Annotated in this window: 26 protein-coding genes; 14 read left to right on the top strand and 12 right to left on the bottom strand. The window is 60.6% G+C overall.

Annotated elements, in window-relative coordinates:
* The first annotated feature begins 172 nt into the window (after positions 1–172).
* Both ELH03_RS03950 and ELH03_RS03945 read left to right on the top strand, forming a co-directional pair.
* A complete protein-coding gene (locus ELH03_RS03950) occupies positions 173–490 on the top strand; it encodes a PepSY domain-containing protein (protein WP_128409869.1) in 318 nt (105 codons plus the stop codon).
* A 16-nt stretch (positions 491–506) separates the two neighbouring features.
* Positions 507–1,103, top strand: coding sequence for a general stress protein (locus ELH03_RS03945; RefSeq protein ID WP_128403193.1), 597 nt, complete (start codon positions 507–509; stop codon positions 1,101–1,103).
* A gap of 214 nt (positions 1,104–1,317) precedes the next feature.
* On the opposite strand, the gene ELH03_RS03940 is transcribed toward ELH03_RS03945, so the two are convergent.
* The 3 genes from ELH03_RS03940 to ELH03_RS03930 form a co-directional block, all read right to left on the bottom strand.
* A complete protein-coding gene (locus ELH03_RS03940) occupies positions 1,318–2,010 on the bottom strand; it encodes an alpha/beta fold hydrolase (protein ID WP_128403192.1) in 693 nt (230 codons plus the stop codon).
* Between the two features lie 230 nt (positions 2,011–2,240).
* Positions 2,241–2,927, bottom strand: coding sequence for an alpha/beta fold hydrolase (locus tag ELH03_RS03935; RefSeq protein ID WP_130766054.1), 687 nt, complete (start codon positions 2,925–2,927; stop codon positions 2,241–2,243).
* Between the two features lie 201 nt (positions 2,928–3,128).
* A complete protein-coding gene (locus tag ELH03_RS03930) occupies positions 3,129–4,052 on the bottom strand; it encodes a helix-turn-helix transcriptional regulator (RefSeq protein WP_197729978.1) in 924 nt (307 codons plus the stop codon).
* Positions 4,053–4,319: 267 nt separating this feature from the next.
* Here ELH03_RS03930 and ELH03_RS03925 point away from each other — a divergent pair, with 267 nt between their 5' ends.
* Together ELH03_RS03925 and ELH03_RS03920 are read left to right on the top strand one after the other, a co-directional pair.
* Positions 4,320–4,676, top strand: coding sequence for an ArsR/SmtB family transcription factor (locus ELH03_RS03925; protein ID WP_128403190.1), 357 nt, complete (start codon positions 4,320–4,322; stop codon positions 4,674–4,676).
* The gene (locus ELH03_RS03920) at positions 4,660–5,163 is read left to right on the top strand and encodes an SRPBCC family protein (RefSeq protein ID WP_130766053.1); all 504 of its coding nucleotides are present in this window, start codon (positions 4,660–4,662) and stop codon (positions 5,161–5,163) included. The genes ELH03_RS03925 and ELH03_RS03920 overlap by 17 nt, the downstream gene beginning before the upstream one ends.
* A 374-nt stretch (positions 5,164–5,537) precedes the next feature.
* On the opposite strand, the gene ELH03_RS03915 is transcribed toward ELH03_RS03920, so the two are convergent.
* Entirely contained in the window at positions 5,538–6,731 is a 1,194-nt protein-coding gene (locus tag ELH03_RS03915) for an IS91 family transposase (RefSeq protein WP_130766052.1), read from the bottom strand.
* A 3-nt stretch (positions 6,732–6,734) separates the two neighbouring features.
* Positions 6,735–7,640, bottom strand: coding sequence for a tyrosine-type recombinase/integrase (locus ELH03_RS03910; RefSeq protein WP_130806653.1), 906 nt, complete (start codon positions 7,638–7,640; stop codon positions 6,735–6,737).
* A 381-nt stretch (positions 7,641–8,021) separates the two neighbouring features.
* Here ELH03_RS03910 and ELH03_RS03905 point away from each other — a divergent pair, with 381 nt between their 5' ends.
* Both ELH03_RS03905 and ELH03_RS03900 read left to right on the top strand, forming a co-directional pair.
* Positions 8,022–8,693 (top strand): DUF938 domain-containing protein, encoded by a 672-nt coding sequence (locus tag ELH03_RS03905; protein ID WP_130766051.1) that lies wholly within the window; start codon positions 8,022–8,024, stop codon positions 8,691–8,693.
* A 203-nt stretch (positions 8,694–8,896) separates the two neighbouring features.
* A complete protein-coding gene (locus ELH03_RS03900) occupies positions 8,897–10,006 on the top strand; it encodes a sulfite oxidase (RefSeq protein WP_130658524.1) in 1,110 nt (369 codons plus the stop codon).
* A gap of 408 nt (positions 10,007–10,414) precedes the next feature.
* Here the strand turns inward: ELH03_RS03900 and ELH03_RS03895 are convergent, their stop codons facing one another.
* Complete coding sequence (locus ELH03_RS03895; RefSeq protein WP_130766052.1) at positions 10,415–11,608, bottom strand: IS91 family transposase; 1,194 nt, start codon at positions 11,606–11,608, stop codon at positions 10,415–10,417.
* Positions 11,609–11,611: 3 nt separating this feature from the next.
* Entirely contained in the window at positions 11,612–12,517 is a 906-nt protein-coding gene (locus tag ELH03_RS03890; RefSeq protein ID WP_127431939.1) for a tyrosine-type recombinase/integrase, read from the bottom strand.
* A gap of 258 nt (positions 12,518–12,775) precedes the next feature.
* On the opposite strand from ELH03_RS03890, the gene ELH03_RS03885 reads away from it, so the two are divergent.
* Positions 12,776–13,567, top strand: coding sequence for an SDR family NAD(P)-dependent oxidoreductase (locus tag ELH03_RS03885; protein ID WP_130766048.1), 792 nt, complete (start codon positions 12,776–12,778; stop codon positions 13,565–13,567).
* A gap of 102 nt (positions 13,568–13,669) precedes the next feature.
* On the top strand, positions 13,670–13,798 hold the full coding sequence (locus tag ELH03_RS38460; RefSeq protein ID WP_281035096.1) for a hypothetical protein: 129 nt from the start codon (positions 13,670–13,672) through the stop codon (positions 13,796–13,798).
* Between the two features lie 116 nt (positions 13,799–13,914).
* Here the strand turns inward: ELH03_RS38460 and ELH03_RS03875 are convergent, their stop codons facing one another.
* The 4 genes from ELH03_RS03875 to ELH03_RS03860 all read right to left on the bottom strand — a co-directional run bounded on the left by ELH03_RS03875 (position 13,915) and on the right by ELH03_RS03860 (position 16,324).
* Positions 13,915–14,532, bottom strand: coding sequence for an ATP-dependent Clp protease proteolytic subunit (locus tag ELH03_RS03875; RefSeq protein ID WP_128403185.1), 618 nt, complete (start codon positions 14,530–14,532; stop codon positions 13,915–13,917).
* A gap of 44 nt (positions 14,533–14,576) precedes the next feature.
* On the bottom strand, positions 14,577–14,936 hold the full coding sequence (locus tag ELH03_RS03870; RefSeq protein WP_130766047.1) for an SRPBCC family protein: 360 nt from the start codon (positions 14,934–14,936) through the stop codon (positions 14,577–14,579).
* Positions 14,933–15,247 (bottom strand): ArsR/SmtB family transcription factor, encoded by a 315-nt coding sequence (locus ELH03_RS03865; protein WP_026188300.1) that lies wholly within the window; start codon positions 15,245–15,247, stop codon positions 14,933–14,935. The genes ELH03_RS03870 and ELH03_RS03865 overlap by 4 nt, the downstream gene beginning before the upstream one ends.
* A gap of 189 nt (positions 15,248–15,436) precedes the next feature.
* Entirely contained in the window at positions 15,437–16,324 is an 888-nt protein-coding gene (locus ELH03_RS03860) for a LysR family transcriptional regulator (protein ID WP_130766046.1), read from the bottom strand.
* Between the two features lie 126 nt (positions 16,325–16,450).
* Here ELH03_RS03860 and ELH03_RS03855 point away from each other — a divergent pair, with 126 nt between their 5' ends.
* The 4 genes from ELH03_RS03855 (at position 16,451) to ELH03_RS03835 (ending at position 21,038) form a co-directional block, all read left to right on the top strand.
* The gene (locus tag ELH03_RS03855; protein WP_164902549.1) at positions 16,451–16,807 is read left to right on the top strand and encodes an antibiotic biosynthesis monooxygenase; all 357 of its coding nucleotides are present in this window, start codon (positions 16,451–16,453) and stop codon (positions 16,805–16,807) included.
* Between the two features lie 100 nt (positions 16,808–16,907).
* Entirely contained in the window at positions 16,908–18,842 is a 1,935-nt protein-coding gene (locus ELH03_RS03850) for an adenylate/guanylate cyclase domain-containing protein (protein ID WP_130766045.1), read from the top strand.
* A 61-nt stretch (positions 18,843–18,903) separates the two neighbouring features.
* The gene (locus ELH03_RS03845; RefSeq protein WP_130766044.1) at positions 18,904–19,587 is read left to right on the top strand and encodes a winged helix-turn-helix domain-containing protein; all 684 of its coding nucleotides are present in this window, start codon (positions 18,904–18,906) and stop codon (positions 19,585–19,587) included.
* 59 nt (positions 19,588–19,646) lie between these two features.
* Positions 19,647–21,038 carry a sensor histidine kinase gene (locus tag ELH03_RS03835; protein WP_130766042.1) on the top strand — a complete coding sequence of 464 codons (1,392 nt, stop codon included), beginning with the start codon at positions 19,647–19,649 and terminating at the stop codon, positions 21,036–21,038.
* Between the two features lie 4 nt (positions 21,039–21,042).
* On the opposite strand, the gene ELH03_RS03830 is transcribed toward ELH03_RS03835, so the two are convergent.
* Complete coding sequence (locus tag ELH03_RS03830) at positions 21,043–21,846, bottom strand: glycosyltransferase family 25 protein (protein WP_130766041.1); 804 nt, start codon at positions 21,844–21,846, stop codon at positions 21,043–21,045.
* Positions 21,847–22,184: 338 nt separating this feature from the next.
* Here ELH03_RS03830 and ELH03_RS03825 point away from each other — a divergent pair, with 338 nt between their 5' ends.
* Together ELH03_RS03825 and ELH03_RS03815 are read left to right on the top strand one after the other, a co-directional pair.
* On the top strand, positions 22,185–22,622 hold the full coding sequence (locus ELH03_RS03825; RefSeq protein ID WP_130766040.1) for a copper resistance protein: 438 nt from the start codon (positions 22,185–22,187) through the stop codon (positions 22,620–22,622).
* Positions 22,623–23,179: 557 nt separating this feature from the next.
* On the top strand, positions 23,180–23,887 hold the full coding sequence (locus ELH03_RS03815; RefSeq protein ID WP_130766039.1) for a class I SAM-dependent methyltransferase: 708 nt from the start codon (positions 23,180–23,182) through the stop codon (positions 23,885–23,887).
* The last annotated feature ends 71 nt before the right edge of the window (positions 23,888–23,958 follow it).

Raw genomic sequence — 23,958 nt, 5'->3', positions numbered from 1 at the left:
CACACCGTTACTGTCTGCTTACATTGCCCCGGCGCCGCAGAGAATGAGCCGCAGCGCGCCGCTCTGCCATATATTTAGAAAAATCAATTGCATAATCTCTGGGAACAAAGATCTCGCCTGCGTGTTCTGACCGCATGGATCGTCATCTGATCCGCAAATGGAGAAAACACCTATGAAGAAGATCGTCTTCGCGGCGGCAATTTTCGGCGCGTCTGCCATTGCAGCCTTTGCCCAAACCACACCCGCTCCATCCAAAGATGGAAATACACCTGCGGTTGCAACCCCAGATACCAAAAATCCGACTGCGCCCGTTGAGGGCGCCAACAGTTTTACCGAAGCTCAGGCGAAGGATCGCATTGCGGAAGCGGGCTACACCGACGTCAAGGATCTCAAGCTCGATGACAAGGGGATCTGGATGGCCTCCGGCATGAAGGACGGCAAAGCCGTCGCCATCGCCCTCGATTATCAAGGCAACATCGTCGCCAAGTAACCCAAGGAGAAGCATGATGAGAACTGTAACCGGACTTTTCGACGACTATTCGGACGCTCGCTCCGCCGTCAGCAAATTGGAAGCGGCAGGCATTCCCTCAAGCGACATCAGTATCGTCTCCAACAAGGCTGGCCGCATCGATCGCGACTCTGACGTCGGCGAGGATGCCGCGACCGGCGCCGGCATTGGCGCTGCCGTCGGCGGCGCCGGCGGCCTGCTCACCGGACTGGGCCTGATGGCCATTCCCGGTGTCGGGCCGGTGGTTGCCGCAGGCTGGCTGGCCGCGACTGCGGCCGGGGCTGTCGCCGGCGCCGTCGCTGGCGGTGCCGCTGGCGGCCTGATCGGCGCCCTCACCGACTCCGGCGTCTCGGAAGACGATGCCCACCTCTATGCCGAGGGTGTCCGCCGGGGTGGCAGCTTGGTCACGGCCAAGGTCGACGACACCCGCACCCCCGAGGCGCAGGCCATTCTCCAGGGTTCAAACTGGGTCGACCCGATCGAACGTCGGCGTGCCTATAACGAGCAGGGATGGACCCGGTTCGACGACGCGCTCGATCCTTATTCCCCTGAACAGATCGCGCAAGAGCGCGACCGCTATCGGCGGACCGCCTAACCGGCCTTGAGTTTCAACCCTCCTTGCACGTCGCAAGGAGGGTTGAAGGCCCATAGCGAGCTCCACGCCTCCCCCGCACCCCTTCCCTCAGCTGGCATTCGCGCCTGATCCACTCACGCGGCGAACAGTTAGCGGACGCGCTTACAGGTGCATCTGCGAATAACAGAAAAGACCGCCTCATGACGGTCTCTTCATAAGCAATTTCCACGATATATCAGCGACGCTGGACGGCCGCCGCTGCCTTGCGGATGACATCGATGACCACGTCGGGTTGGGAGAGCATCGGCACGTGGCTGCTTTCCAGCTCGGTCACCGTCGCGTTCATACGCTTGGAAACCCAGCGCTGAAGATCGGGATGCACCGTGTGGTCCTGCGTCGCCAAGACGTACCAGCTTGGCTTGGACTTCCACGCGATCTCGCCGGCACTGAGCTTTTGCTGGTTGAACAGATCGGCGACCGGCGCATAGTGCGTGGCCCATACAAGCTTCTGCTCTTCCTCCGAGAGGTCTCCAGCGAAGAACTTGGTTCCGCTCGGCAGCATCCAGGCCCGACCGTCCGCTGCCTCAACGTGGTTGAAGATGTCCGAAGGATATTTGTCGAGCTGATCCTGCACGGTCTCGCCGACATCCGGGGCGACCGCGGCGATGTAAACCAGACCAACGACACGCTCGTCGATGCCGGCGGCCGTGATCGTTGCGCCGCCGTAGGAATGCCCGACGAGGATGACGGGGCTGCCGACACGGTTGAGCGTCCGCTTAACCGTAGCCACGTCCTCCTCGTAGGAGTCCAGGCCGTACTGGACGGCGATGACTTCGTGCCCGTCCGCCTGCAGTGCAGGGATTACTTTGCTGAAGCATGAGCCGTCGGCCCAAATGCCGTGGCAAAAAACGATGGTGGGTTTCGGCATTATCCTGTTCCTTCTTGGGTTGGGTAAATAATTCCGTTGGGGGGCAAGCGAGCCAACGGCTTCTTTCGAAGCTTTTGTGACCAGGCGATGTGTGCCGGGTCGAACTTCACCGAACAGACACACTCCGCTCAGGAATGGGCCGCTCAGGAATGGGTCGTCGTTTCGCCGCTGTGGCGAGGTAATTCCAGAATATGTTGTTTCGAATGATGCTTCGGCTTGGGACCGAATTATCAGTCAAAAGACGCGGCGGCGTTGGCGATGAACTCGGCAACGGCTTTCGGTTGTGAAAGCATAGGCAAGTGGCTTGCCTGAACAACCATGATCTCGGCACCCATACGTTCGGCTGAGTCCTGCTGTACCGCGGGCGGCATCGTGTGGTCGAGCGTTGTGACCATGTACCAGGAAGGCTTGGTGTGCCACGCGCTTTTTGAGATCTTCTCTAATTTACTGCGTGTTCCAAGCGGTCCCTGAGTGGCGTAGACGATATCGGCTTCTGCAGTCGGAAGATCCTGGCCGAGGTATTTGCGCACCCCGTCGCGGGTGAGCGTAACATGCGCGTCGCCCCAGGGCCTCAGTTCATTCACAACAGCCGCAGTCGCATAACCGCTCCACCAGTCGTCGACGGACTGGCCACTGTCTGGCGCAGCGCCGGCGATGTAGACGAGGCCGGCAACTCGGGTATGGTTGCCCGCCTCGGTAATGACCGCGCCACCATAAGACTGCCCCACGAGGATGACCGGACCGTCCTGCATTTCAATGGCGCGATGAACAATTGCCACGTCCTCGGAGAACGAGGTCAATGAAAGCTGAACGGCGATTGCATCAATGCTTCGCTCTGACAGTAACGGTATAACTTTATTCCAAGCATTACCGTCCAGGAAATATCCGTGCACAAGAATAACGTTTCTAATGCTCACGTTTATATCTCCTGCCTTGATGTCGTCTTCCGTCAATACATATGCACTACTTCTGAGATTAGGTCATGGCATTTTATTGCTCTATCTGGGATGTTATTGCTTAAATCAGGACAATAAGACGAAAAATCTGTTTTTTCGCTTGATGGGTATAGAAGCTATCCGGCGTTTATGGCAGTTTATTGCTTACTTTGTACATTATTGTTATATCTCTGACAAATGCCGGCGGCCCTGTGCGCGTGCGTATGCAGCAGGGGTGCTACCTACGAACTTTTTGAAACGTCGGGTCAGGTGGCTTTGATCGACAAACCCAAGCTTATCGGCAATATCGGCCAACGATATTTCGGCTGTCTCGATCAATGACTTCGCATGCTCAATTCTGCATTGCTCCACGTATCGCGCCGGCGTCATGCCAATCTCAGCTTTAAAAACCCGGATGAAGTGAAAGCGGCTGAGACCGGTCCGCTTGGCGAGCGAGGAGAGGTCTGGAAAGTCGTGTGTTGTCCGCCCAAGATGCTCGATTACCCGTCGGATGGCTTCCCTGTCGCTGATTTCGCCGGTGTGATCGGAGACTGTGTAAACACCATACATTGTCACGAAATGCACGGTTAGCGCTTCAGCAAGGTGACGTAACAGAGGCATCCGCCATTCAAAATCCGGCTTGCGCATCTCCTCGAGGATCGCGCCGCCGATGTATTGTGCAAACAAATCGTTGGCGTGAAGGATAGAACCCGTCTGATCATCCCTGCCTCGGAGGGGCTCACGCAACCGGGAGCCATCGCTGAGTTGCTCTGGGTCGATCCCGATCCGAAGCATTGGCGGGATAGCGCCTCCAAGCCGTGCTGGGCTACCGGCCGGGACGACAATCAGATCCCCTGCTCTGCAAGATACCTCGCGGGACGCTATGTGCGTTTGAAAGCGGAATTGCCTTGATGATCCCAGCGCCACTAACACTGCATGATGATCACACCCAGGCACAACCAGTTCGACGCCGTGGCTCCCATCTCTCACATCAAAGTGCAGGCCGCGGGAGGTAGACGACATGCCTGCCGTCGATATGGGCCAGCCGCCGAGCTGGGCTCGGATTTCACCGATACCAGACAGCTCACTCTGGCCCTGGTTCTTCATGTCTTTAGCTCCTTACTTAGGCCAGAATTTCCTTAGCGTGAGACCGCCGCAAGAATCATGCACCGTTACGAACCTGCTGCGCAACATTCAACTTTGCTGCAAAGCTCCGCCTTTTTAAACGGCGCGATTGCAGTTGGGATCATGGCATAAGGGCAAGGAAATGCCTTGAGGAATACGAACATTCGTATCCTGCACGGCGCGGGCCTACGGCATGGAAAGTTCGGGACGCTTGCGCTTCCTGCGCGAGTGGGGTAAACACTGAACTATATGGTTCAGTATGCAAGCCCTCCCCTCGATCTCTCGTTTGCGGCGCTGTCCGATGCGACCCGCCGCGGGATCATCGATCAGCTTGGGCGAGAGGACGCGTCGATCACCAGTCTCGCGGATAAGTTCCAGATGACGCTGACCGGCATGAAGAAGCACGTCCAGGTTCTCGAGCGGGCGGGGCTTGTCGTCACGCAGAAGGTCGGACGGGTGAGAACCTGCAAGCTTGGGAAACGCGGCCTCAAGGCGGAGGCCGAATGGATCGAGGCGCATCGCAAGCTCTTCGAGGCCCGCTTCGAAGCATTGGACGAAATCATCAGCGAAATGAACCGGGAGGGAAGTGATGAGCCAGCAAGTTGACAGTGCAGGTGGTGCTGAGAATCGCACATCAGTCGAGCGCAGAGGCGATCGCGAACTCGTCGTAACGCGGACATTCAATGCGCCGCCGAGCACGGTTTACAGGGCGTGGAGCCAGCCCGAGCTGTTCCAGCGCTGGTGGGTGCCAAAATCGGCATCCGGCGTTTCGCTCGTATCGTGCGATATGGACGTCCGTACCGGCGGCAAATATCGGCTGGAATTCGGCGCCGGCGGTTCGGACACCATGGCCTTCTATGGCAAGTATCTCGAGGTGGTGCCGAACGAGCGCATCGTCTGGACCAACGACGAGGGCGAAGAGGGCGCAATCACGACCGTGACCTTCGAGGATCAAGGCGGGAGGACACTCGTGACTTTCCACGAGGTCTATCCGTCCAAGGAGGCGCTTGAGGAAGCACTACAGGGCTCGGCGGTCGCATTGCCGGAGCAGTTGGAGCAGCTCGACGAATTGCTTTCCAGCATAAGCGAGTAGCGCGGGTCGGCAAACTCGCCTCGGGGGAACGTCTGATCTTCGGAGGTGACTCCACCGGCCTTTCCGGCCGGAGCGGTTTAGGGTTTCGGGTGCCGTCAGGCGTACGAAAGCCTCTCATGCAGGAACCCGCGGTCCGCACACTCCGGTCTATGGGGTTTTGTGTTTCAGGGCGGCCCAGGGGCACTCAATCACAGCAGCGTCCGTAGGACCAAGCGCGTTGAAGAAGGCGTCTGCAGGCGTGATCGCAGAGATTTTCGCAGAGACTCCGAGAGAGTTTTCAAGACTGAGAGTTATCGCCACTCCACTTGGCGCAAGCCATCCCGTTGGCCGACGTTGATGTGAGGTGGCCACATGAATGAACAGGCTATGCCGGGTCATGAAGCGTTCTCCCGGTTCGTTGCCGCCGTGTCTGGCGGCCCGCGCGGCTGTCGCCACCGTTCGAATACCTCAATGATGATCATGCGTCCGCCACAGCAGGGACATGACGGGCGAAAGTCGGTCTGTTCGTCCGCTGCGTCGTGACAGGGCGGCGCAGCGACGTTCAGGAGTTCGCGCGCGCGTGCGATGCTGCTCGTGCGGGAGCCGCCGGCGAGCAGGCCGTAGTGACGAATGCGATGGAAGCCGCGCGGCAGGACATGGAGCAGGAAGCGGCGGATGAACTCGTCGGTGGTGAGCGTCATGATCTGCTGCCGGTCCGCTCCATCGCGGCGGTAGTCCTTGTAGCGGAAGGTTACGCCGCTCTGGTCGAAGCTGATGAGGCGGCTATTCGATATTGCGACCCTATGAGTGTAGCGCGACAGATAGGCGAGCACCGCTTCCGGGCCGGCGAAGGGTGGCTTGGTGTAAACGACCCAGCGCGTCTTGCGGACCGGCGACAGGTGACGCACGAATGCCCGGCGATCAGCCAAATGTGCTGCCGATCCGAAGAAGGCAAGCCGGCCGGCGTCGTGGAGCTGGAGCAGCCGAGTGAGGAACAGGCGGCGGAACAGCTTGCCCAGCACGCGCACCGGCAGAAGGAACGCAGCACGCGACGAGATCCATCGTTTCCCGTCGAGGGCAATGCCGCCGCCCGGCACAATCATGTGAACATGGGGATGATGCATCATTGCCGAGCCCCATGTATGCAGGACAGCCGTGATGCCGATGCGTGCGCCGAGATGCTTCGGGTCGGCAGCGATCGTCAGCATCGTTTCCGATGCGGCCTTGAACAGCAGGTCATAGGCCAGCGCCTTGTTTTGGAATGCGATGTCGGCGACCCCGGCGGGCAGTGTGAAGACGACATGGAAGTATCCCACCGGCAGCAAGTCGGCTTCTCTTTCAGCGAGCCAGGTGCGTGCGGCAGCACCCTGGCACTTCGGACAATGCCGGTTGCGGCAGGAATTGTAGGCGATGCGCCATTGGCCGCAATCCTCGCAGGCCTCGACATGTCCGCCCAATGCAGCGGTGCGGCAGTGCTCGATCGCGGACATCACCTTGAGCTGGGCTAAGCTGAGATGTCCTTCATGGGCTGCCCTGTAGGCGGGTCCGGCGGAACGGAAGATATCGGCGACCTCTATCGAGGTGCGCACGGCTCAGCCGTCGGGCGTCTTGCCTTCCATCAGCGCCATCAGCCGGTCAAGCGGCCCCGCGACCGCGTGGATCGTCCGGGTCGAGACCTTGGCATAGGGCGCGGTTGTCTCAAGCTTGCTGTGTCCGAGCAGAACCTGGATGACCCTGATATCGGTGCCGTCCTCCAGAAGGTGGGTGGCGAAGCTGTGCCTTAATGTATGCGGGCTGACGCGCTTGCGGATGCCGGCAACCTCGGCTGCTTCCTGCACCGCGCGATGCAGTTGCCGCGACGAGATCGGATCGGTGCAACTGCGCCCCGGAAACAGCCAGCCATGGGGTAACATGACGCCGCGCCGCTTTCCTTCGCGCCACCACAGTCGCAGCAGTTCCAGGAGTTGCGGCGAGAGCATGGCGTTGCGGTCCTTGCGCCCTTTGCCCTGTTCAACGCGTATCAGCATGCGTGTCGAGTCGATATCGTCGACCTTGAGGTGCGCAACCTCGGAGACGCGCAAGCCCGCGCCATAGGCAACGCCGAGCGCCGCTTTATATTTGATGCCTGGTGCCGCCTCGAGCAGCAGTGCGGCTTCCTCCACGCTCAGCACCTCGGGCAGCTTGCGCGGATTGCGGGTTATCACCAGCGCTCGCGCCATATCCCGCCGCCTCAGTGTCACCGTGAACAGAAAGCGCAGCGCCGAGACCGTGCTATTGATCGTCGCCGGGCCTACACCGTTCTCATGCTGATACAACTGGAAGCGCCGTATGTCTTCGGCCGTCGCGGTGTCGGGCGTGCGCCCAAGAAAAGCGGCGAAGCGCCGGACATGACGAATGTAGTCATGCTGCGTATGGGTTCCCAAACCCCGCATCACCATGTCTTGTTGCATGCGCTGGCGAAGCGGTGTGATCGGGGCATCGTTTGAAAAGCTGGCCATGGAAAGTTCCTCTCGTTGAAGGGAACTCAATCGTCTGGCAACAGCCTCTGCCTGCCTAGAACTTCAGATAATCACACCAACCTCACCGCGCGCACCCTCCCGCGAAGCGGGTTCGTGCATGGGGCGCAAACCAGCCTTATCCCTGGACAACGAAAGAAGTCCGCTTCGGGGCCGAAAGCCGTCGGTCGGCTTCCGGGCTCCGATTTTCGAAAGCAGACCTTGAGCCTGGCGGGCGCGTGATCTGACGCGAAGTGGACGTTCGGTCGCCCCCGGCCGAACGCACGCGCCGGCGCCCCCCTTCGTAAGTCCGAAGTCCTTGGTTTCAGTCCTATCATTTCCGCTATAAGGTGGGAGACATCGCCCAAAGGGGATTCAAGGCCAATGCCCCCAGAGAAGAAGGATCGTTCGCCTGTTGCGCTGGAACAGCGCGACATAAGCGCCGACCAGCGCATGTTCTCACCTTCCGTTGCGCGAAATTCGGCGCCGATCGTCGCGGTCCTAAAACGTGTCCTTCCAACACGTGGCGCCGTGCTGGAGATTGGATGCGGGACCGGCGAGCACGCCGTGTGTTTTGCGGAAGCAATGCCCAACCTCACCTGGCAGCCGAGCGATCCGGATGCCGACGCCCGCACCAGCACGTCTAGCTGGATCAAATTCGCAGGGCTGAAGAATGTGCTGGCACCGCGGGATATTGATGTGTGCTCAGGACAATGGGGCGTCGAACAAACGGGGCATTTTGACGCCATCGTGTCGATCAATATGATCCATATCGCGCCATGGGCGGCAAGCTTAGGATTGTTCGCAGGAGCTGGCCGTTTGCTTCACGCTGGTGGGCTTCTTCTTCTCTACGGCCCGTTCATGCGCGACGGGGCACACAACGCCCCCTCGAACGCTGTTTTCGACGCGGCTCTAAAGGAGCGCAACCCATCCTGGGGTGTGCGTGATATCGCTGATCTTGAACAAGCGGGTGAGGCCGCTGGACTTAATCTCCGCGAGACGATCGAGATGCCTACCAACAATATGTTGCTGGTCTTCTCCAGCGGTAGTGCCTGAACGACAAGCGGGCGCGAAAGAGACGTAGGCCCATGGCAGCATTCGGGCCCTTTGCTGCCGTTCGAGGTCGATCCGAGGAATGTGCGGTATGTGCTAGAATGCGGCCCGAAGGCGGAATGCGACAGACGCACTGCGCGGGGCGGTTTTATCGTACCGGAATTGGCGCGACCGAGAGCCGACGTTGTGCAGGGGAGACGAGGACGATGCCGACACCACAGCAACCCAGTCTAATCGTTCGACAGAAATCCCCTGAGAATATCGAGTTTCCGTTTGCGTCGCTCTCCGATTGGCTGATCCCAACCGAGTTGTTCTTCGTGCGAAACCATTTCGCGTCGCCGGACCTCGATGCGCGAGACTGGAGATTGCGCGTTGGCGGGGCGGTGGAGCGGCCGATCGAACTTGACCTCGACAGCATCAAGGCGATGCGGAGCACGACTTTCACCGCCGTCGTCGAGTGTGCAGGGAACGGCCGCGTCTACTATGAGCCGCCGAAGGAGGGGTTGCAGTGGCAGAACGGAGCCGTCGGCAATGCTGCGTGGACAGGTGTTCTTCTGCGCGAGATTTTGGAAATGGCGGGCGTTAAGCGAACCGCACGTGAGGTTCTGCTCGTAGGCGCAGACAGCGGCGTCGTCGACACGAACAAGAAAACGGCTTCTCCCGGCCCCATCGCTTTTGCGCGCAGTTTACCGCTTGAGAAGGCCATCGCTGACAGCACGATCCTTGCCTATTCGATGAACGAGGAGCCGTTGACGCGCGATCACGGCTACCCGCTACGCGCGGTCGTGGGTGGCTGGTTCGGCATGGCTTGGGTCAAGTGGATCACTGATATCACGGTTGTGGAGCAACCGTTCCTTGGCTACTGGCAGGCGCGCGACTATTTCCGTTGGGAGCGCAGCCTCGGGGAACCCAGGCTGGTCCCCCTTGCGGAGATGGAGGTCAAAGCGCAGATCGCGCGTCCCGTGCAGGGGGCGCGTCTCATCGCCGGCCAACCGTATCGGATTTTCGGAGCCGCCTGGAGCGGAGAGGCTGCTATCCGGCAGGTGCAGGTCTGCACCGGAGATGGCAGGGGCTGGCGCGAGGGAAGGCTTCTCGAAACAGAACGTCCCTTTGCATGGCGCTTGTGGGAGTACATGTGGACCCCTGAAGAAGTGGGGCGATTTATACTGCGATGTCGCGCGATCGATGGGGCGGGGTGCGTGCAGCCCGACCTCCAGCGTTCCGACTGCGAGAGCTACGCGGCCAATTGGATCGTTCCGGTGGAGGTTACGGTCGTTCCCGAGCCACAGACGTACGAGGAGGAATTCGTGATCTAATCACCCCCATGGGGCGGAATGGCGGCTTTTGGCGCAACTGCGACCCGCGTTGTCACTGCGTGATGTCCGCTTTGCAGCAACAGCGACGGGTGGCTCGATGACCATTATGGTTTAGGGTTTCGGGTGCCGTCAGGCGTACGAAAGCCTCTCATGCAGGAACCCGCGGTCCGCACACTCCGGTCTATGGGGTTTTGTGTTTCAGGGCGGCCCAGGGGCACTCAATCACAGCAGCGTCCGTAGGACCAAGCGCGTTGAAGAAGGCGTCTGCAGGCGTGATCGCAGAGATTTTCGCAGAGACTCCGAGAGAGTTTTCAAGACTGAGAGTTATCGCCACTCCACTTGGCGCAAGCCATCCCGTTGGCCGACGTTGATGTGAGGTGGCCACATGAATGAACAGGCTATGCCGGGTCATGAAGCGTTCTCCCGGTTCGTTGCCGCCGTGTCTGGCGGCCCGCGCGGCTGTCGCCACCGTTCGAATACCTCAATGATGATCATGCGTCCGCCACAGCAGGGACATGACGGGCGAAAGTCGGTCTGTTCGTCCGCTGCGTCGTGACAGGGCGGCGCAGCGACGTTCAGGAGTTCGCGCGCGCGTGCGATGCTGCTCGTGCGGGAGCCGCCGGCGAGCAGGCCGTAGTGACGAATGCGATGGAAGCCGCGCGGCAGGACATGGAGCAGGAAGCGGCGGATGAACTCGTCGGTGGTGAGCGTCATGATCTGCTGCCGGTCCGCTCCATCGCGGCGGTAGTCCTTGTAGCGGAAGGTTACGCCGCTCTGGTCGAAGCTGATGAGGCGGCTATTCGATATTGCGACCCTATGAGTGTAGCGCGACAGATAGGCGAGCACCGCTTCCGGGCCGGCGAAGGGTGGCTTGGTGTAAACGACCCAGCGCGTCTTGCGGACCGGCGACAGGTGACGCACGAATGCCCGGCGATCAGCCAAATGTGCTGCCGATCCGAAGAAGGCAAGCCGGCCGGCGTCGTGGAGCTGGAGCAGCCGAGTGAGGAACAGGCGGCGGAACAGCTTGCCCAGCACGCGCACCGGCAGAAGGAACGCAGCACGCGACGAGATCCATCGTTTCCCGTCGAGGGCAATGCCGCCGCCCGGCACAATCATGTGAACATGGGGATGATGCATCATTGCCGAGCCCCATGTATGCAGGACAGCCGTGATGCCGATGCGTGCGCCGAGATGCTTCGGGTCGGCAGCGATCGTCAGCATCGTTTCCGATGCGGCCTTGAACAGCAGGTCATAGGCCAGCGCCTTGTTTTGGAATGCGATGTCGGCGACCCCGGCGGGCAGTGTGAAGACGACATGGAAGTATCCCACCGGCAGCAAGTCGGCTTCTCTTTCAGCGAGCCAGGTGCGTGCGGCAGCACCCTGGCACTTCGGACAATGCCGGTTGCGGCAGGAATTGTAGGCGATGCGCCATTGGCCGCAATCCTCGCAGGCCTCGACATGTCCGCCCAATGCAGCGGTGCGGCAGTGCTCGATCGCGGACATCACCTTGAGCTGGGCTAAGCTGAGATGTCCTTCATGGGCTGCCCTGTAGGCGGGTCCGGCGGAACGGAAGATATCGGCGACCTCTATCGAGGTGCGCACGGCTCAGCCGTCGGGCGTCTTGCCTTCCATCAGCGCCATCAGCCGGTCAAGCGGCCCCGCGACCGCGTGGATCGTCCGGGTCGAGACCTTGGCATAGAGCGCGGTTGTCTCAAGCTTGCTGTGTCCGAGCAGAACCTGGATGACCCTGATATCGGTGCCGTCCTCCAGAAGGTGGGTGGCGAAGCTGTGCCTTAATGTATGCGGGCTGACGCGCTTGCGGATGCCGGCAACCTCGGCTGCTTCCTGCACCGCGCGATGCAGTTGCCGCGACGAGATCGGATCGGTGCAACTGCGCCCCGGAAACAGCCAGCCATGGGGTAACATGACGCCGCGCCGCTTTCCTTCGCGCCACCACAGTCGCAGCAGTTCCAGGAGTTGCGGCGAGAGCATGGCGTTGCGGTCCTTGCGCCCTTTGCCCTGTTCAACGCGTATCAGCATGCGTGTCGAGTCGATATCGTCGACCTTGAGGTGCGCAACCTCGGAGACGCGCAAGCCCGCGCCATAGGCAACGCCGAGCGCCGCTTTATATTTGATGCCTGGTGCCGCCTCGAGCAGCAGTGCGGCTTCCTCCACGCTCAGCACCTCGGGCAGCTTGCGCGGATTGCGGGTTATCACCAGCGCTCGCGCCATATCCCGCCGCCTCAGTGTCACCGTGAACAGAAAGCGCAGCGCCGAGACCGTGCTATTGATCGTCGCCGGGCCTACACCGTTCTCATGCTGATACAACTGGAAGCGCCGTATGTCTTCGGCCGTCGCGGTGTCGGGCGTGCGCCCAAGAAAAGCGGCGAAGCGCCGGACATGACGAATGTAGTCATGCTGCGTATGGGTTCCCAAACCCCGCATCACCATGTCTTGTTGCATGCGCTGGCGAAGCGGTGTGATCGGGGCATCGTTTGAAAAGCTGGCCATGGAAAGTTCCTCTCGTTGAAGGGAACTCAATCGTCTGGCAACAGCCTCTGCCTGCCTAGAACTTCAGATAATCACACCAACCTCACCGCGCGCACCCTCCCGCGAAGCGGGTTCGTGCATGAGGCGCTTTTCGGACGTGGTCAATGGCGAAGCAGACCATCGACTTCCAGGAATTCGATCGGGTATCGACGTCGTGGGCTGTTGCGAGACCGACCGCTAGTTCCTACGTTCTCTGTCCAACCTCACAAGGAGCAGCAGATGCAGATCGACCTCGCAGGCAAGACCGCTCTTATTACTGGATCTACCGAAGGTATCGGCTACGCGATCGCCCGCCAGCTCGCGAGGGCTGGCGCGGACGTGGTGATCAACGGACGGTCGGAAGAAAAGACCGCAAATGCCGCCGAACGCCTGAAAGGCGAAGGTGCCAGGGGCAGCGTAGCCGCCGTCGCAGCCGATGTCGCAACCGCTGAAGGGTGTGACGCTCTCGTCGCCAAGGTTCCTCATGTGGACATCCTCATCAACAACGCGGGCATTTTTCAGCCGCTCGACTTCTTCGAGGCGAGCGACGAGGTGTGGGATCGCCACTGGCAGGTAAACGTCATGTCGGCCGTCAGGCTTTCGCGTGCCTACCTTCCGGGCATGCAGAACGTCGACTGGGGTCGCGTCATCTTCATCGCGTCGGAATCCGGCTTTAACATTCCGGTGGAGATGATTCACTACGGCGTCAGCAAGACCGCCGATATCGCGGTTGCCCGCGGGCTCGCCAAGCGCATGGCTGGTACGGGCGTTACCGTGAACTCGGTCCTCCCCGGCCCAACACTGTCCGAAGGCGTCGAGGCGATGCTTGCCGAAGAGCGTGCAAAGACGGGCAAGCCGATCGAGGAGGTCGCGGCGGACTTCGTCAGGAAGCATCGTGGCAGTTCGATCATCCAACGCGCTGCAAGCGTCGAGGAAGTCGCCAACCTCGTAACCTATCTGGCGTCGCCTTTGGCATCCGCGACGACCGGGGCTTCCATGCGCGTGGACGGAGGACTGATCGACACGCTCTGAGGTGATCCCTCGCCTGCTCGTCGTGATTGCCGGCCTGCGCACGTCGCAAGGAGGGTCGAAGCATTGATTGAAGAAGCAGCCACGCTGGCCTAGGCTTTGCCGATGACCGACGAGATTGAAATCCGGCTCGCCATTGGCGGGGACGCCCCTTTGATAAGCGAGCTCGTGACAAATACGATCCGCATCAGCAATTCGGCGGATTATCCGGCCAGCGTCAAGCAGATCGCTTGAACAGGCGGGCCTCGCGGAAGCCTGGAAGGGCGGGGAGAGGCTTCCAGGAGGTTTGCTCTCAAGCGTTCTTCCAACCAATCGACGCATGAATAGACCATTGCAATCCGAGGCTACGCTTATGCCGTTGCGTCCAGATTTTCTTCCCGGACCTGTAGGATGCGGTCGACCAAACCCCATTCCAGAGATTCCTCTGCGGTCATGAAATGGTCGCGGTCCATCGCACGTTCGAATTCCTCATAGGTGCGTCCGCAATGCTCGGCATAGAGGCGCGTCATCCGGTGCTTGGTCCGTCTGATTTCCTCGGCATGGATGAGCATGTCCGATGCCTGTCCCTGAAAGCCACCGGATGGCTGATGGACGAGGATGCTTGCATTGGGCAGTGTTGCCCGCTGTCCGGGTTCACCCGCCATCAGCAGGAACGATCCCATCGAGCGGGCTGTCCCCATGCAAAGCGTATGCACCGGAGCGCGGATGTAACGCATGGTGTCATACATGGCGAGGCCGCTCGTCACCATGCCGCCGGGGGAATTGATATAGAGGCTGATTGGCTTCTTGGGGTTTTCCGCTTCGAGGAACAACAATTGTGCGCAGACCAGCGCGGACACGGTGTCGTTCACTTCGCCATTCAAAAAGATGATCCTTTCACGAAGAAGGCGGGAATAGATGTCGAAAGATCGCTCCCCTCTGCTTGATTGCTCTACCACCATAGGGACGAGTTGCATCGCTTCGCGCATAGGCGAACTCCAATCTTCCAGAATTTAAAGGGAAGCTCGCCGCGTCAGGCGGCGAGCATGAGGAGCAGGCTATTATTGTTTGCGGCTGCGCGGGTCATCCGATCGGACCTTACGTCCGTAAGCTCGTGAATGATCCGCAGCTTGGTTCCGCCGGTGGCGTTGGGGGTAATCCGAAAGATGACCACGCTTTCAAGGAATGGCGGATGGCTTTCGCGCATCCTGTAGCGGACCTCTTGCCCCGGCGTCAGAGACGCAGCCTCTGAATCGGCCAATGCCTCTTTCGGCAACCACTTCTCTCGAAACTCCGGAATGCTTATCGCGCGCCAGACCTTGTGCGGCGGCTCGTCGATTTCGTACTCAAGCTCGATGCCCTTGTGGTGATCGTCGATCTTACTCTCGTTCATTGATCCATATCCTTCAGCAGAGCCTTGAGGGCGTCGATGCGAGCAGGCCAGTAGGCGCGATACTTCGCCAGCCATCCGGCAATGAGTGCCAAGCCTTCTGGATCGACCTCGTAGTTCACAAAGCGCCCCTGTCGTTCCTCCCGCACCAGTCTCGCGCTGCGCAGAACCGAGAGGTGCTGAGACATGGCAGGCTGACTGATCTTCATGCCGTCGCGCAAAGCGCTGGCATTCATGCTTCCGGTCGCCAGCTTCTCAAAGATCGCGCAACGGGTGGGATCAGCCAAAGCCTTGAAGATGTCGTTCTCTATCATGCCGACACATAAGCACAGACTTATGCGATTCGCAAGGCTTCTCCGCCCATTTCCAGCTGAAAGTAGGAGCAGCATTGCCAAACGCTCGAACAGGCGGGCCTCATGGAAGGATGAATCTGGAGAGAGTTTCAGCCTGGTATAACCAGAAGCGCAACGGCAAGGCACCCCGATTAGCCCTCATTGGAGCGATCATCCGGCGAATAGATTGGTGGCCATATAGTCGACGAATACCCGAACCTTGGGGGAAAGGTATCTGTTTGTCGGCCAGAGGACCCGAAACGTTCCGGTGTCCGCCAGATAATCATCCAGCAGTGAAACCAATTTGCCTTCTGCGACCTCGGAGGCCACGGCAAATGCAGGAAGACAGGTGATCCCGAAAGATCGCTCCGCGAGGTAGATGAGCGGCTCCAAGGTGCTCGCGACCGTCGTCACAGGCAGGTCAAGTTTGAGCTCATCTCCATTGCGAACCAGCGGCCACGGCTCGAGCTTGCCGGAATTGGCGAAGCGATGGTGAAGGCAACGATGCTCCAAAAGGTCTTCGGGTACTCTCGGGTAGCCATGGGCCATCAGGTAATCCGGTGCGGCAACGATCCTGTGCCTGAACGTCCCGAGTTTTCGGCTCATCAGCCGGGTGTCCCTCACCTCGCCCGTGCGGATGACCGCGTCAAATCCTTCTTCGATGACGTCGACCAGGCGATCGGAAAAGTCGAGATCGAGGTTGATCTCCGGATAGGTTTGCATGAAGGCGGAAATGGTCGGCATCAGGAGCATGCCGGCCAGCGGAAGGCTCACGCGCAGCTGCCCGCGCGGAACGAGCTGCGCGTTCGACAGCCTTGACTGAGCGGACTCGTATTCCGATTGAATGCGCCAGCACGCCTCCAAAAAGAACCTGCCCTCTTCCGTCAGGGCCATGCTGCGGGTCGAGCGATTGAACAACCGGACATGCAGCTCGTCTTCGAGCCTAGCGATCGCCTTGCCGACGGCCGAGCCCGAGAGGCCGAGGCGGTGGCCGGCTGCCACGAAGCTTCCAACTTCTGCCACCTGAATGAAGATGCCGAGCGTGCCGAGCTTGTCCAATGATCATCCTATTGCGGAATTTTCATCCGGTGTGTTGCGAATAGACGCCCATTTATCCGCTATCTCAATCCCAATATCCAGATGTCGCCGCGGCCGCAATGGCCCGAGCTTCAGATGGAGACAGTCATGGAAACGAACCTCATTGCCGCCTTTGCGGGCGCGCCCGCGCCAACGACCTTCATAGTCAACGTCATCCACGTCCATCCGGGTAAGCAGGAGGAAGCCTTCGCCATCATCCAGGATGTCGTGCACTACGTCGCCGACCGGAAAGAAGGCTTTCTGTGGAGCAGCCTGGCAAAGAGCGCCGACGGTCAGACGGTCGTCAACGTCGAGGCGATCCAGGGCGCCGGAAACGTCGAGGAGTTCTTCTCCGATCCGGTCTTCGTCGAGAAGTTCCGGAAGCTCGATGCGGTCTCGAAGAGTGAGTTCCATACCTACACGGTCGGCGATCTTGTTCTGCCGAAACGCGCAGCGGCGGTGTGACCGATATCACCACCTTGTGTAAGTTTTCAAAAAGCGGTTAGCTGCCATCGTTGAGTATGCTTCGTGTGCTGAGACGTGTCCGCATTTCGAGGAAAATCTCGTGCACTGGTCGAAACCCCTCAGACTGCATCTCGGCGTCCTGGTCGTCGCGTCGCTGCTTTGCACGTCGACGCCGATCATCTGGCTGGCGTTCAGGCAAGGAAGCGATGCTGCGGTCAGTGCGGGCGTGCAGCAGATGCGCGAGATGAGCCTGCGGCTGATCGAGGGGTACCGCAATACGCTGCAGGGCGGCACCGAGGCGGTGGCACTGGCATCGACCCTGCCGCTGCTCGCCTCCCCGCCTCCCCAGGATATCACGGCGAAACAGCAATTCTTTCTGGAGGTTCTCAGAAACGTCCCCAACGCGACGAGCGTCTACACCGGCTACCCTGACGGCTCGTATCTTCAGGTCATCAACACGCAAAGGCAGGATGTCCGCCGGATCCTGGCAGCACCCGATGGCACGGCTTTCGCGATCCGCACGATAGCACGCAGACAGGGCCCGGACGTCATATCGACGTTTCGCTTCCTCGACCTCCAGGCAAGGCCGATCGCCGAGCGTGACGTCGACTATGCATCATTCGATCCGCGGCAACGCCCCTGGTACCAATCCGTCATCCGGCACGGCGAGGAAGTATCCGTCGGACCGTATGTTGCGGGAACGCTGCAGCTTCCAACGCTGACGATCGCAGCGCCGATGAGAGACGACGATCAGGTTGTCGTCGGCATCAACATCCACCTGATGACTGTCAGCCGCCTGCTGGATGCGCGGGAGATTTCGCCGCGGGCGCGCGCCTACATCATCGATGATGCCGATGATCTGATCGCCCATTCCGACCCGGCAATCATGAACAGGCTTCTCGGCATATGGTCGAAAAATGCCGATGGCGCGGTTGCCGTCGATACGACGACGGACAGTTACGACACGAGCCTCGAAACGGTGGCGAGGCTCAGGCGGGATCCGGCCTTTGCAAATGGCGGCGTTGTGCGGATCGATCTCGATGGCGAACGCCAGATCATGCAGATCGCCCCCGTCGCCGTCTCTGGTCTGTTCAAGGGAAGCGTCGCCGCAATCGTCGTGCCCCTGGAAGATCTGGTGGCTGAGGCCAATCGGCTGCTGATGCACAATCTCCTTATTGCCAGCGCCTTCGTGATTGCGGGCGTCGCTGCCTCGGTGCTGCTGTCGCGCATGGTCAGCCGCTCGCTCTATCGCCTCGCCGACGAGGCGCGCAGGATCGGCGATCTCGACGTCGGCGAAAAAGGCGTCTCCCACTCCTGGATATCGGAGATCAACACGCTGGCGAGCGCGCTGGCGGCAAGCCGCCACGCCATCGGCCAGTTTGCCCTCTATGTTCCGCGTGAAGTCGTCAGGCGGATCATCGATCCCCGGGCAAGAACCGCCGTCAAGGCGCAGCGGCAGGATGTGACGGTGCTCTTCACCGACATCCGCGACTTCACCACCATATCCGAGCAGCATTCGCCCGAGGACGTGGTCGATACGCTGTCGACCTATTTCGAACTCTTGAACACCATCGCCGAGCGCCATGGCGGGACTGTCGTCCAATATCTCGGCGACTCCATTTTCGTCATGTGGAACGCCCCTGTTCCCGATGCCAGACATGCCGAAAACGGCTGCCGATGCGCGCTAGCCATGAAAGCGGCGGTCGACGACCTGAATGAAGCCAACCGTCAGAATGGCCGTCCCGCGCTCATCACGCGATTTGGATTGCACACCGGCCCGGCGGTCGTCGGCAGCTTCGGCGCGATTTCCAGGCAGCAATACACAGCCATGGGCGATACGATCAATGTCGCCTCACGGCTGGAAGGGCTGAACAAGGAATTCAACACCTCGATCCTGGTGAGTGCGGCCATATACGAGGCGGTCGCCGATCGCTTCGACCTTCGCCCGCTTGGCCTGGTGCAGGTCAAGGGGCGCGCCGAGAAGGTCGATCTATGGGAGCTTGTCGGGGATACCAATCACCTTACAAATCCGTAAGTTGTGGCCGAAGCCCTATCCGCTAGATTGTTGCCTCAGGCATCCGGGAACGATCGGGCTGATGCGAATCCTGCTTATCGAGGACGATACCAAGACGTCCGATTATATCGCCAAGGGCTTTTCCGAGGCCGGGCATGTCTGTGACGTTTTCGGCGACGGCCGCGATGGGCTGTTTCAGGCGCAGCGCGAGGCCTATGACGTCATCGTCGTCGATCGCATGCTGCCGGGCCTCGACGGGCTGGCGATCGTGCGTTCACTGAGGGCTGCCAAGGTCGGCACGTCGGCGCTGTTCCTGACATCGATCGGCGGCGTCGACGATCGGGTCGAAGGGCTGGAAGCGGGCGGCGACGATTATCTGGTCAAGCCCTTTGCCTTCTCCGAGCTTCTGGCCCGCGTCAATGCGCTTGGCCGCCGGCCGCCGGTGCAGGAGCAGAGGACGGTGCTCAAGGTTGCCGATCTCGAGCTCGATCTGATCCGGCGGGAGGCCCGCCGCGCCGGCCAGGTGATCGAGCTGCAGCCGCGCGAATTCACCCTGCTCGAGGTGCTGATGCGCGGCGAAGGACGGGTCATCACCAAGACGATGCTGCTGGAGCGGGTCTGGGATTTCCACTTCGATCCGAAGACCAGCGTCGTCGAGACCCATATCAGCCGACTCAGGGCAAAAGTCGACAAGCCGTTCCAGGTTCAGCTTCTGCATACGGTCCGCAACACCGGATACAGCCTGCATGCGCCTCGAACAGGATGATTTCAGGCCCCTTCGGCCTGAAAATCTCAAATTCTGTTCGCAATTTAAAGAGTAAGAGCATGATGTCGTCCGAAAACCGCGCACACTTTTCGGCATCATGCTCTAGCCTGCGCAGGAGCACGCCGTTCCGGCTTGCCGTCACCTTCGGCGTGCTCTTCGTCGTCACCTTCATCTTGAGCGGCGCGATCATCTATCACATGCTGCGCCTTGGCCTTGCGCGCGATCTCGAACAGTCGCTGGGCGAGATGAATTCGCTGATCGTTTCGACCTACGAGCCAAACGACACCGAGGATCTGGTCAACACGCTGAACAATTATGCGAGCTTCCAGTCGACCTCCGACGGGCTCTATTCGCTGACGGATGCAGGCGGGCGCAAGCTTGCCGGCAATTTCGCCGCACCCCGCATCCCGAACGGCGTCTATACCGTCACCTCCAGGGATGTCGGGCTGAAGGGGCATGAGCGCTACCGGATGCAGGTCTCGACCATCGGCCCCTACAGCCTGGTGGTGGCGGAAAACTTCAACGATGTCGACGAGATGCTGCGGATCGTGCTGGTCAGCTTCGAATGGGCGGCCGCGATCGTCGTCGCGACCGCGATCGGCGGTGGCGTCTTTCTCGCCGTCCGCGCCCAGGCGCGGCTGGACCGGGTCGCCCTCACCATGAACGACGTCTCGCACGGCGCGCTCGACGCCCGCATTGCCATCACCGGCAACGGCGACGATCTCGATACGGTGGCGATCCAGATCAACGCGGCGCTGGAACGGCTGCAGAGATTGGTCGAAAGCATGCGGCAGGTGAGCGCCGATATCGCCCACGATCTGAAGACGCCGCTGAACAGGCTGCGCCTGACGCTGGATGCCGCGGTGGCCGGCAACGACCAGCAGGCGGATGTTTCGGCGCTGCTTGATGAAGCGAGACACGAGAGCGACCGGATCAACGCCACCTTCGAGGCGCTGCTGCGCATTTCCCAGATCGAGGCCGGCGCCCGCAAGGAGCGTTTCCAGGCAACCGATATCGACGCCGTGCTTGCCGTAATTTCCGAGGTCTATGTCGATGTCGCGGAAGACGCGCAGATGGCGCTTGATATCACGGAGCTCTGTCCCGCGCTCATCCGGGGCGATCGTGATCTGCTGACGCAGATGATCGCCAACCTGGTGGAAAACGCGATCAACCACTGCCCGGCCGGAACCGACATCACGGTTTCGCTCCGCTGCCAGGACGGCCGCGCCATCGTCTCGGTCGCCGATACCGGCCCCGGCATTCCCGCCGGCGAAAGGGACAAGGTCTTCCGACGTCTCTACCGGCTCGACAAGAGCCGCACGACGCCGGGAAGCGGCCTCGGGCTCAGCCTCGTCAAGGCGATCGCCGACCTGCATTCGGCTGAGATCACCATGGCCGACAATCATCCCGGCCTCATCGTTTCGATCGCCTTCCCGCTTACTTCTGCCTGAGGTATTAACCTCTCATCCGCCAGGCCGCGAGCCGGCTGAAGCGGGCCGTAAAGCGGCGCAGCTCGGCGGCGGCGCGATACGGCAGGACGCTCCACGGCCGGCGGCGGCCCAGCCGGTAGGTCGAAAGCCCTGCCTGGATCTGGGAACAGGGATCGGCCCTTTGGCTGACCGGCAGCGGATCGACGAAGCAGGCGCTCAGCCCATCATCGAACTCCAGATCGAAGGCGAGATCATAGGGCAGACGCATGGGGACAAGCACATCGGCAATCCAGCCTGCCGCCTTGCGATTGATCAGATAGGCGCCGGACCCCTTCTCGCGGGTGAGCGCGATGGCGAGCGAGCGCGACGCTGTCAGCGGCTCCACCTTGTGCTTTTTCCCGGAATTGACTGTGGACAGCCGCAGGATGTCCCAGCGCGCCTGGTGCTCGAGGGCGGCCTCGAGCAGCTCGGCCAGATCGTCATCGAAATCGAGATCGTCTTCCAGAATGAGCGCGAACTCGGCATCGCTGCCGAGGAAGCGCTTGGCGCATTCGACGTGGCTGAGATAACAGCCGATCTCGAAAGGGTTCGGCCGGCGGCCGTGCCGCCTGAGATAGGATGCTTCGTCAAAGCCCGGATGCGGCAGGCTCAGCCCTGCCCCATCGACCGCCGCCACGCGCTCGAAGGCAAGGCCGAAGCTTGCCAGCAGGCGCTCCATTCGAAACCTGCGCAATGGCGCACGATCGAGATTGATCAGGTAGGTGTTCACCCGCAGGCTGACCGGATGAAGGGCCGGCATAAGGGTGGCAGGTACGGCGCGCATATTCATGAGAGAGCTGACCTCGACTTGGCAATGATGGCGCCAAGCCTGCGCTCCAAACCTCACGGGGACCTCGCTGGAACTATACATTTTGGTAAAGTGCGGCGGCCGAACGGCCGGGGCTGCATTTCTTACGGATTGGTATGATCCCGGCAAAGTGCGCGTGAGAATGCCGCGCTACCAGCTCTCCTGCGGCACGCACTGGGCGCCTCCCTTCCCGCGATCGAAACCGACAACCAGCGAGCCTTCGATGACGACAGCGCCCCACTGCGTGCCGCGCCGGATAACCCCTGGCTTGAGCAACCGGCTCAGTGCCCGCCACTCTCAAACGCCGACGGAGACCAACGATGAAACCACGTGCCAGACTGCTGCCCCTTTTCGCCGGAGCCGCCATCGCCTGCTCGGCCGGAGCAAGCTTTGCGGCCGCCACGGTGATCAATGTCACGGAAGATGGAGAAGGCGGCGGTGCGATGTCGCTGAAGCTCGACCCGCCAACGGTGAAGGCCGGCCCCGCGACCTTCGCAGTCCATAATGATGCGATGACGGAGCAGCATGAAATGCTCGTCGTCCGCCTGAAATCTCCGGACCTGCCGATCCCGCTCAACGCCGCCAAAAATCGCGTCGATGAATCGAAGCTGAAAAGCCTGGGCGAGGTTTCCGATCTGAAGCCAGGCGCCAGCGGCAAGCTGAATGCCAGGCTGGCGCCGGGGACTTACCTGCTCTTTTGCAATATGAAGGGACACTACGAAGCCGGGATGGAAGCCAGGCTGACGGTTACGCCGTAGGGCGTGCGACTGCCTGTTGCAGCACCGCTTCCGGCGCAGTTGTGTCGACAGCGTTTATCGTAAAAAGTTGAGACATGCGACAATCCCCGCTCAGAGATCGCCGCCTGCCCCTCATCCGGCTGCCGCCACCTTCTCCCCGCTCGCGGGGCGAAGGGACATGCGGCGACCTCTCCGTTCCCCGCCACGTCTCGCATGGCACGTCCCCTCTCCCCGTCTTTTACGGGGAGAGGGTTAGGGTGAGGGGCAGTCCTCGGCGTGAACCAGATAGCGCGGAAGTCCGGCATTTCGCGGCAATTGCTTGCTGCGATCATCGATGATGTCGGCTCGACGCTCCGTTCCTCCGCCTTTGCGTCGTTTCCTCCACAAGGCGGCGATCCGGCTCTACCAATCGATGGGCTTTAAGGCGTGGGCTGTCGAGGTCGATGCGTTGAAGGTCGGCGACACATACTATGATGAGCTGTTAATGCGGTTGAAAATTGGTCCGAGGTAGTCACTGTCGGTGGTACCAAACGCCGATGCGCAGGCGTCTTCGAACAGTCCTTGGAAAGGGAAAAATCTTGGCCGAGAATGATTATGATGCGTTCGCGGCGGCTTATGATGCCGATAACGAGGTCAATGCCTGGAATGCCTATTACGAGCGGCCGGCCATTCTTTCCCTGGTTGGCGACGTCGCCGGGCTTTCCGTGCTCGATGCGGGATGCGGCGGCGGGGCGCATGCGGCAGCGCTGCTTGAGCGCGGGGCTGTTGTGACCGGGATCGACGCCAGTGCGGGCATGCTTGATATCGCGCAACGTCGCCTGCAAGGGCGCGCGCGGCTGCTACCGGCGGATCTGAACGAACCATTGCCGTTTACGGACAAGGCTTTCGATCTGATCCTTGCCTCGCTTGTCATGCATTATCTGCCCGATTGGTCGAGGCCCCTTTCGGAATTCAACCGGCTGCTGCCCGAAGGCGGCCGCCTGGTTTTCTCCACCCACCATCCCTTCATGGATCACGCCTCGACCGGCCGCGACAATTATTTCGAGACCTACAGCTTCGATGAAACCTGGCAGCGCGGCGGAAAGGATATCGCCATGCGCTTCTGGCATCGGCCGCTCCACGCCATGTTCGACGCGCTGAAGTCGGCCGGATTTCAGATCGACACCGTCAGCGAGCCCCAGCCCGACCCTCAAGCCCGCACGCTTTTTCCGCAGGCCTATCAGAGCCTGACGACCAAGCCGCGGTTCCTGTTCTTTTCAGTGGTGAAAGCATGGGGGCGTGGATGACGGGAGCCTGTCTGTTACGGCCGGGACTGCAGTCCTCCGTATGGCAGGGCTAAGCGCCAGGCACCACCCCG

This window comes from Rhizobium beringeri (assembly GCF_004306515.1).
Taxonomy (GTDB): Bacteria; Pseudomonadota; Alphaproteobacteria; order Rhizobiales; family Rhizobiaceae; genus Rhizobium; species Rhizobium beringeri.
The sequence above is the reverse complement of the archived record's forward strand: the minus strand, read 5'-3'. Positions and strand labels throughout refer to the sequence as shown.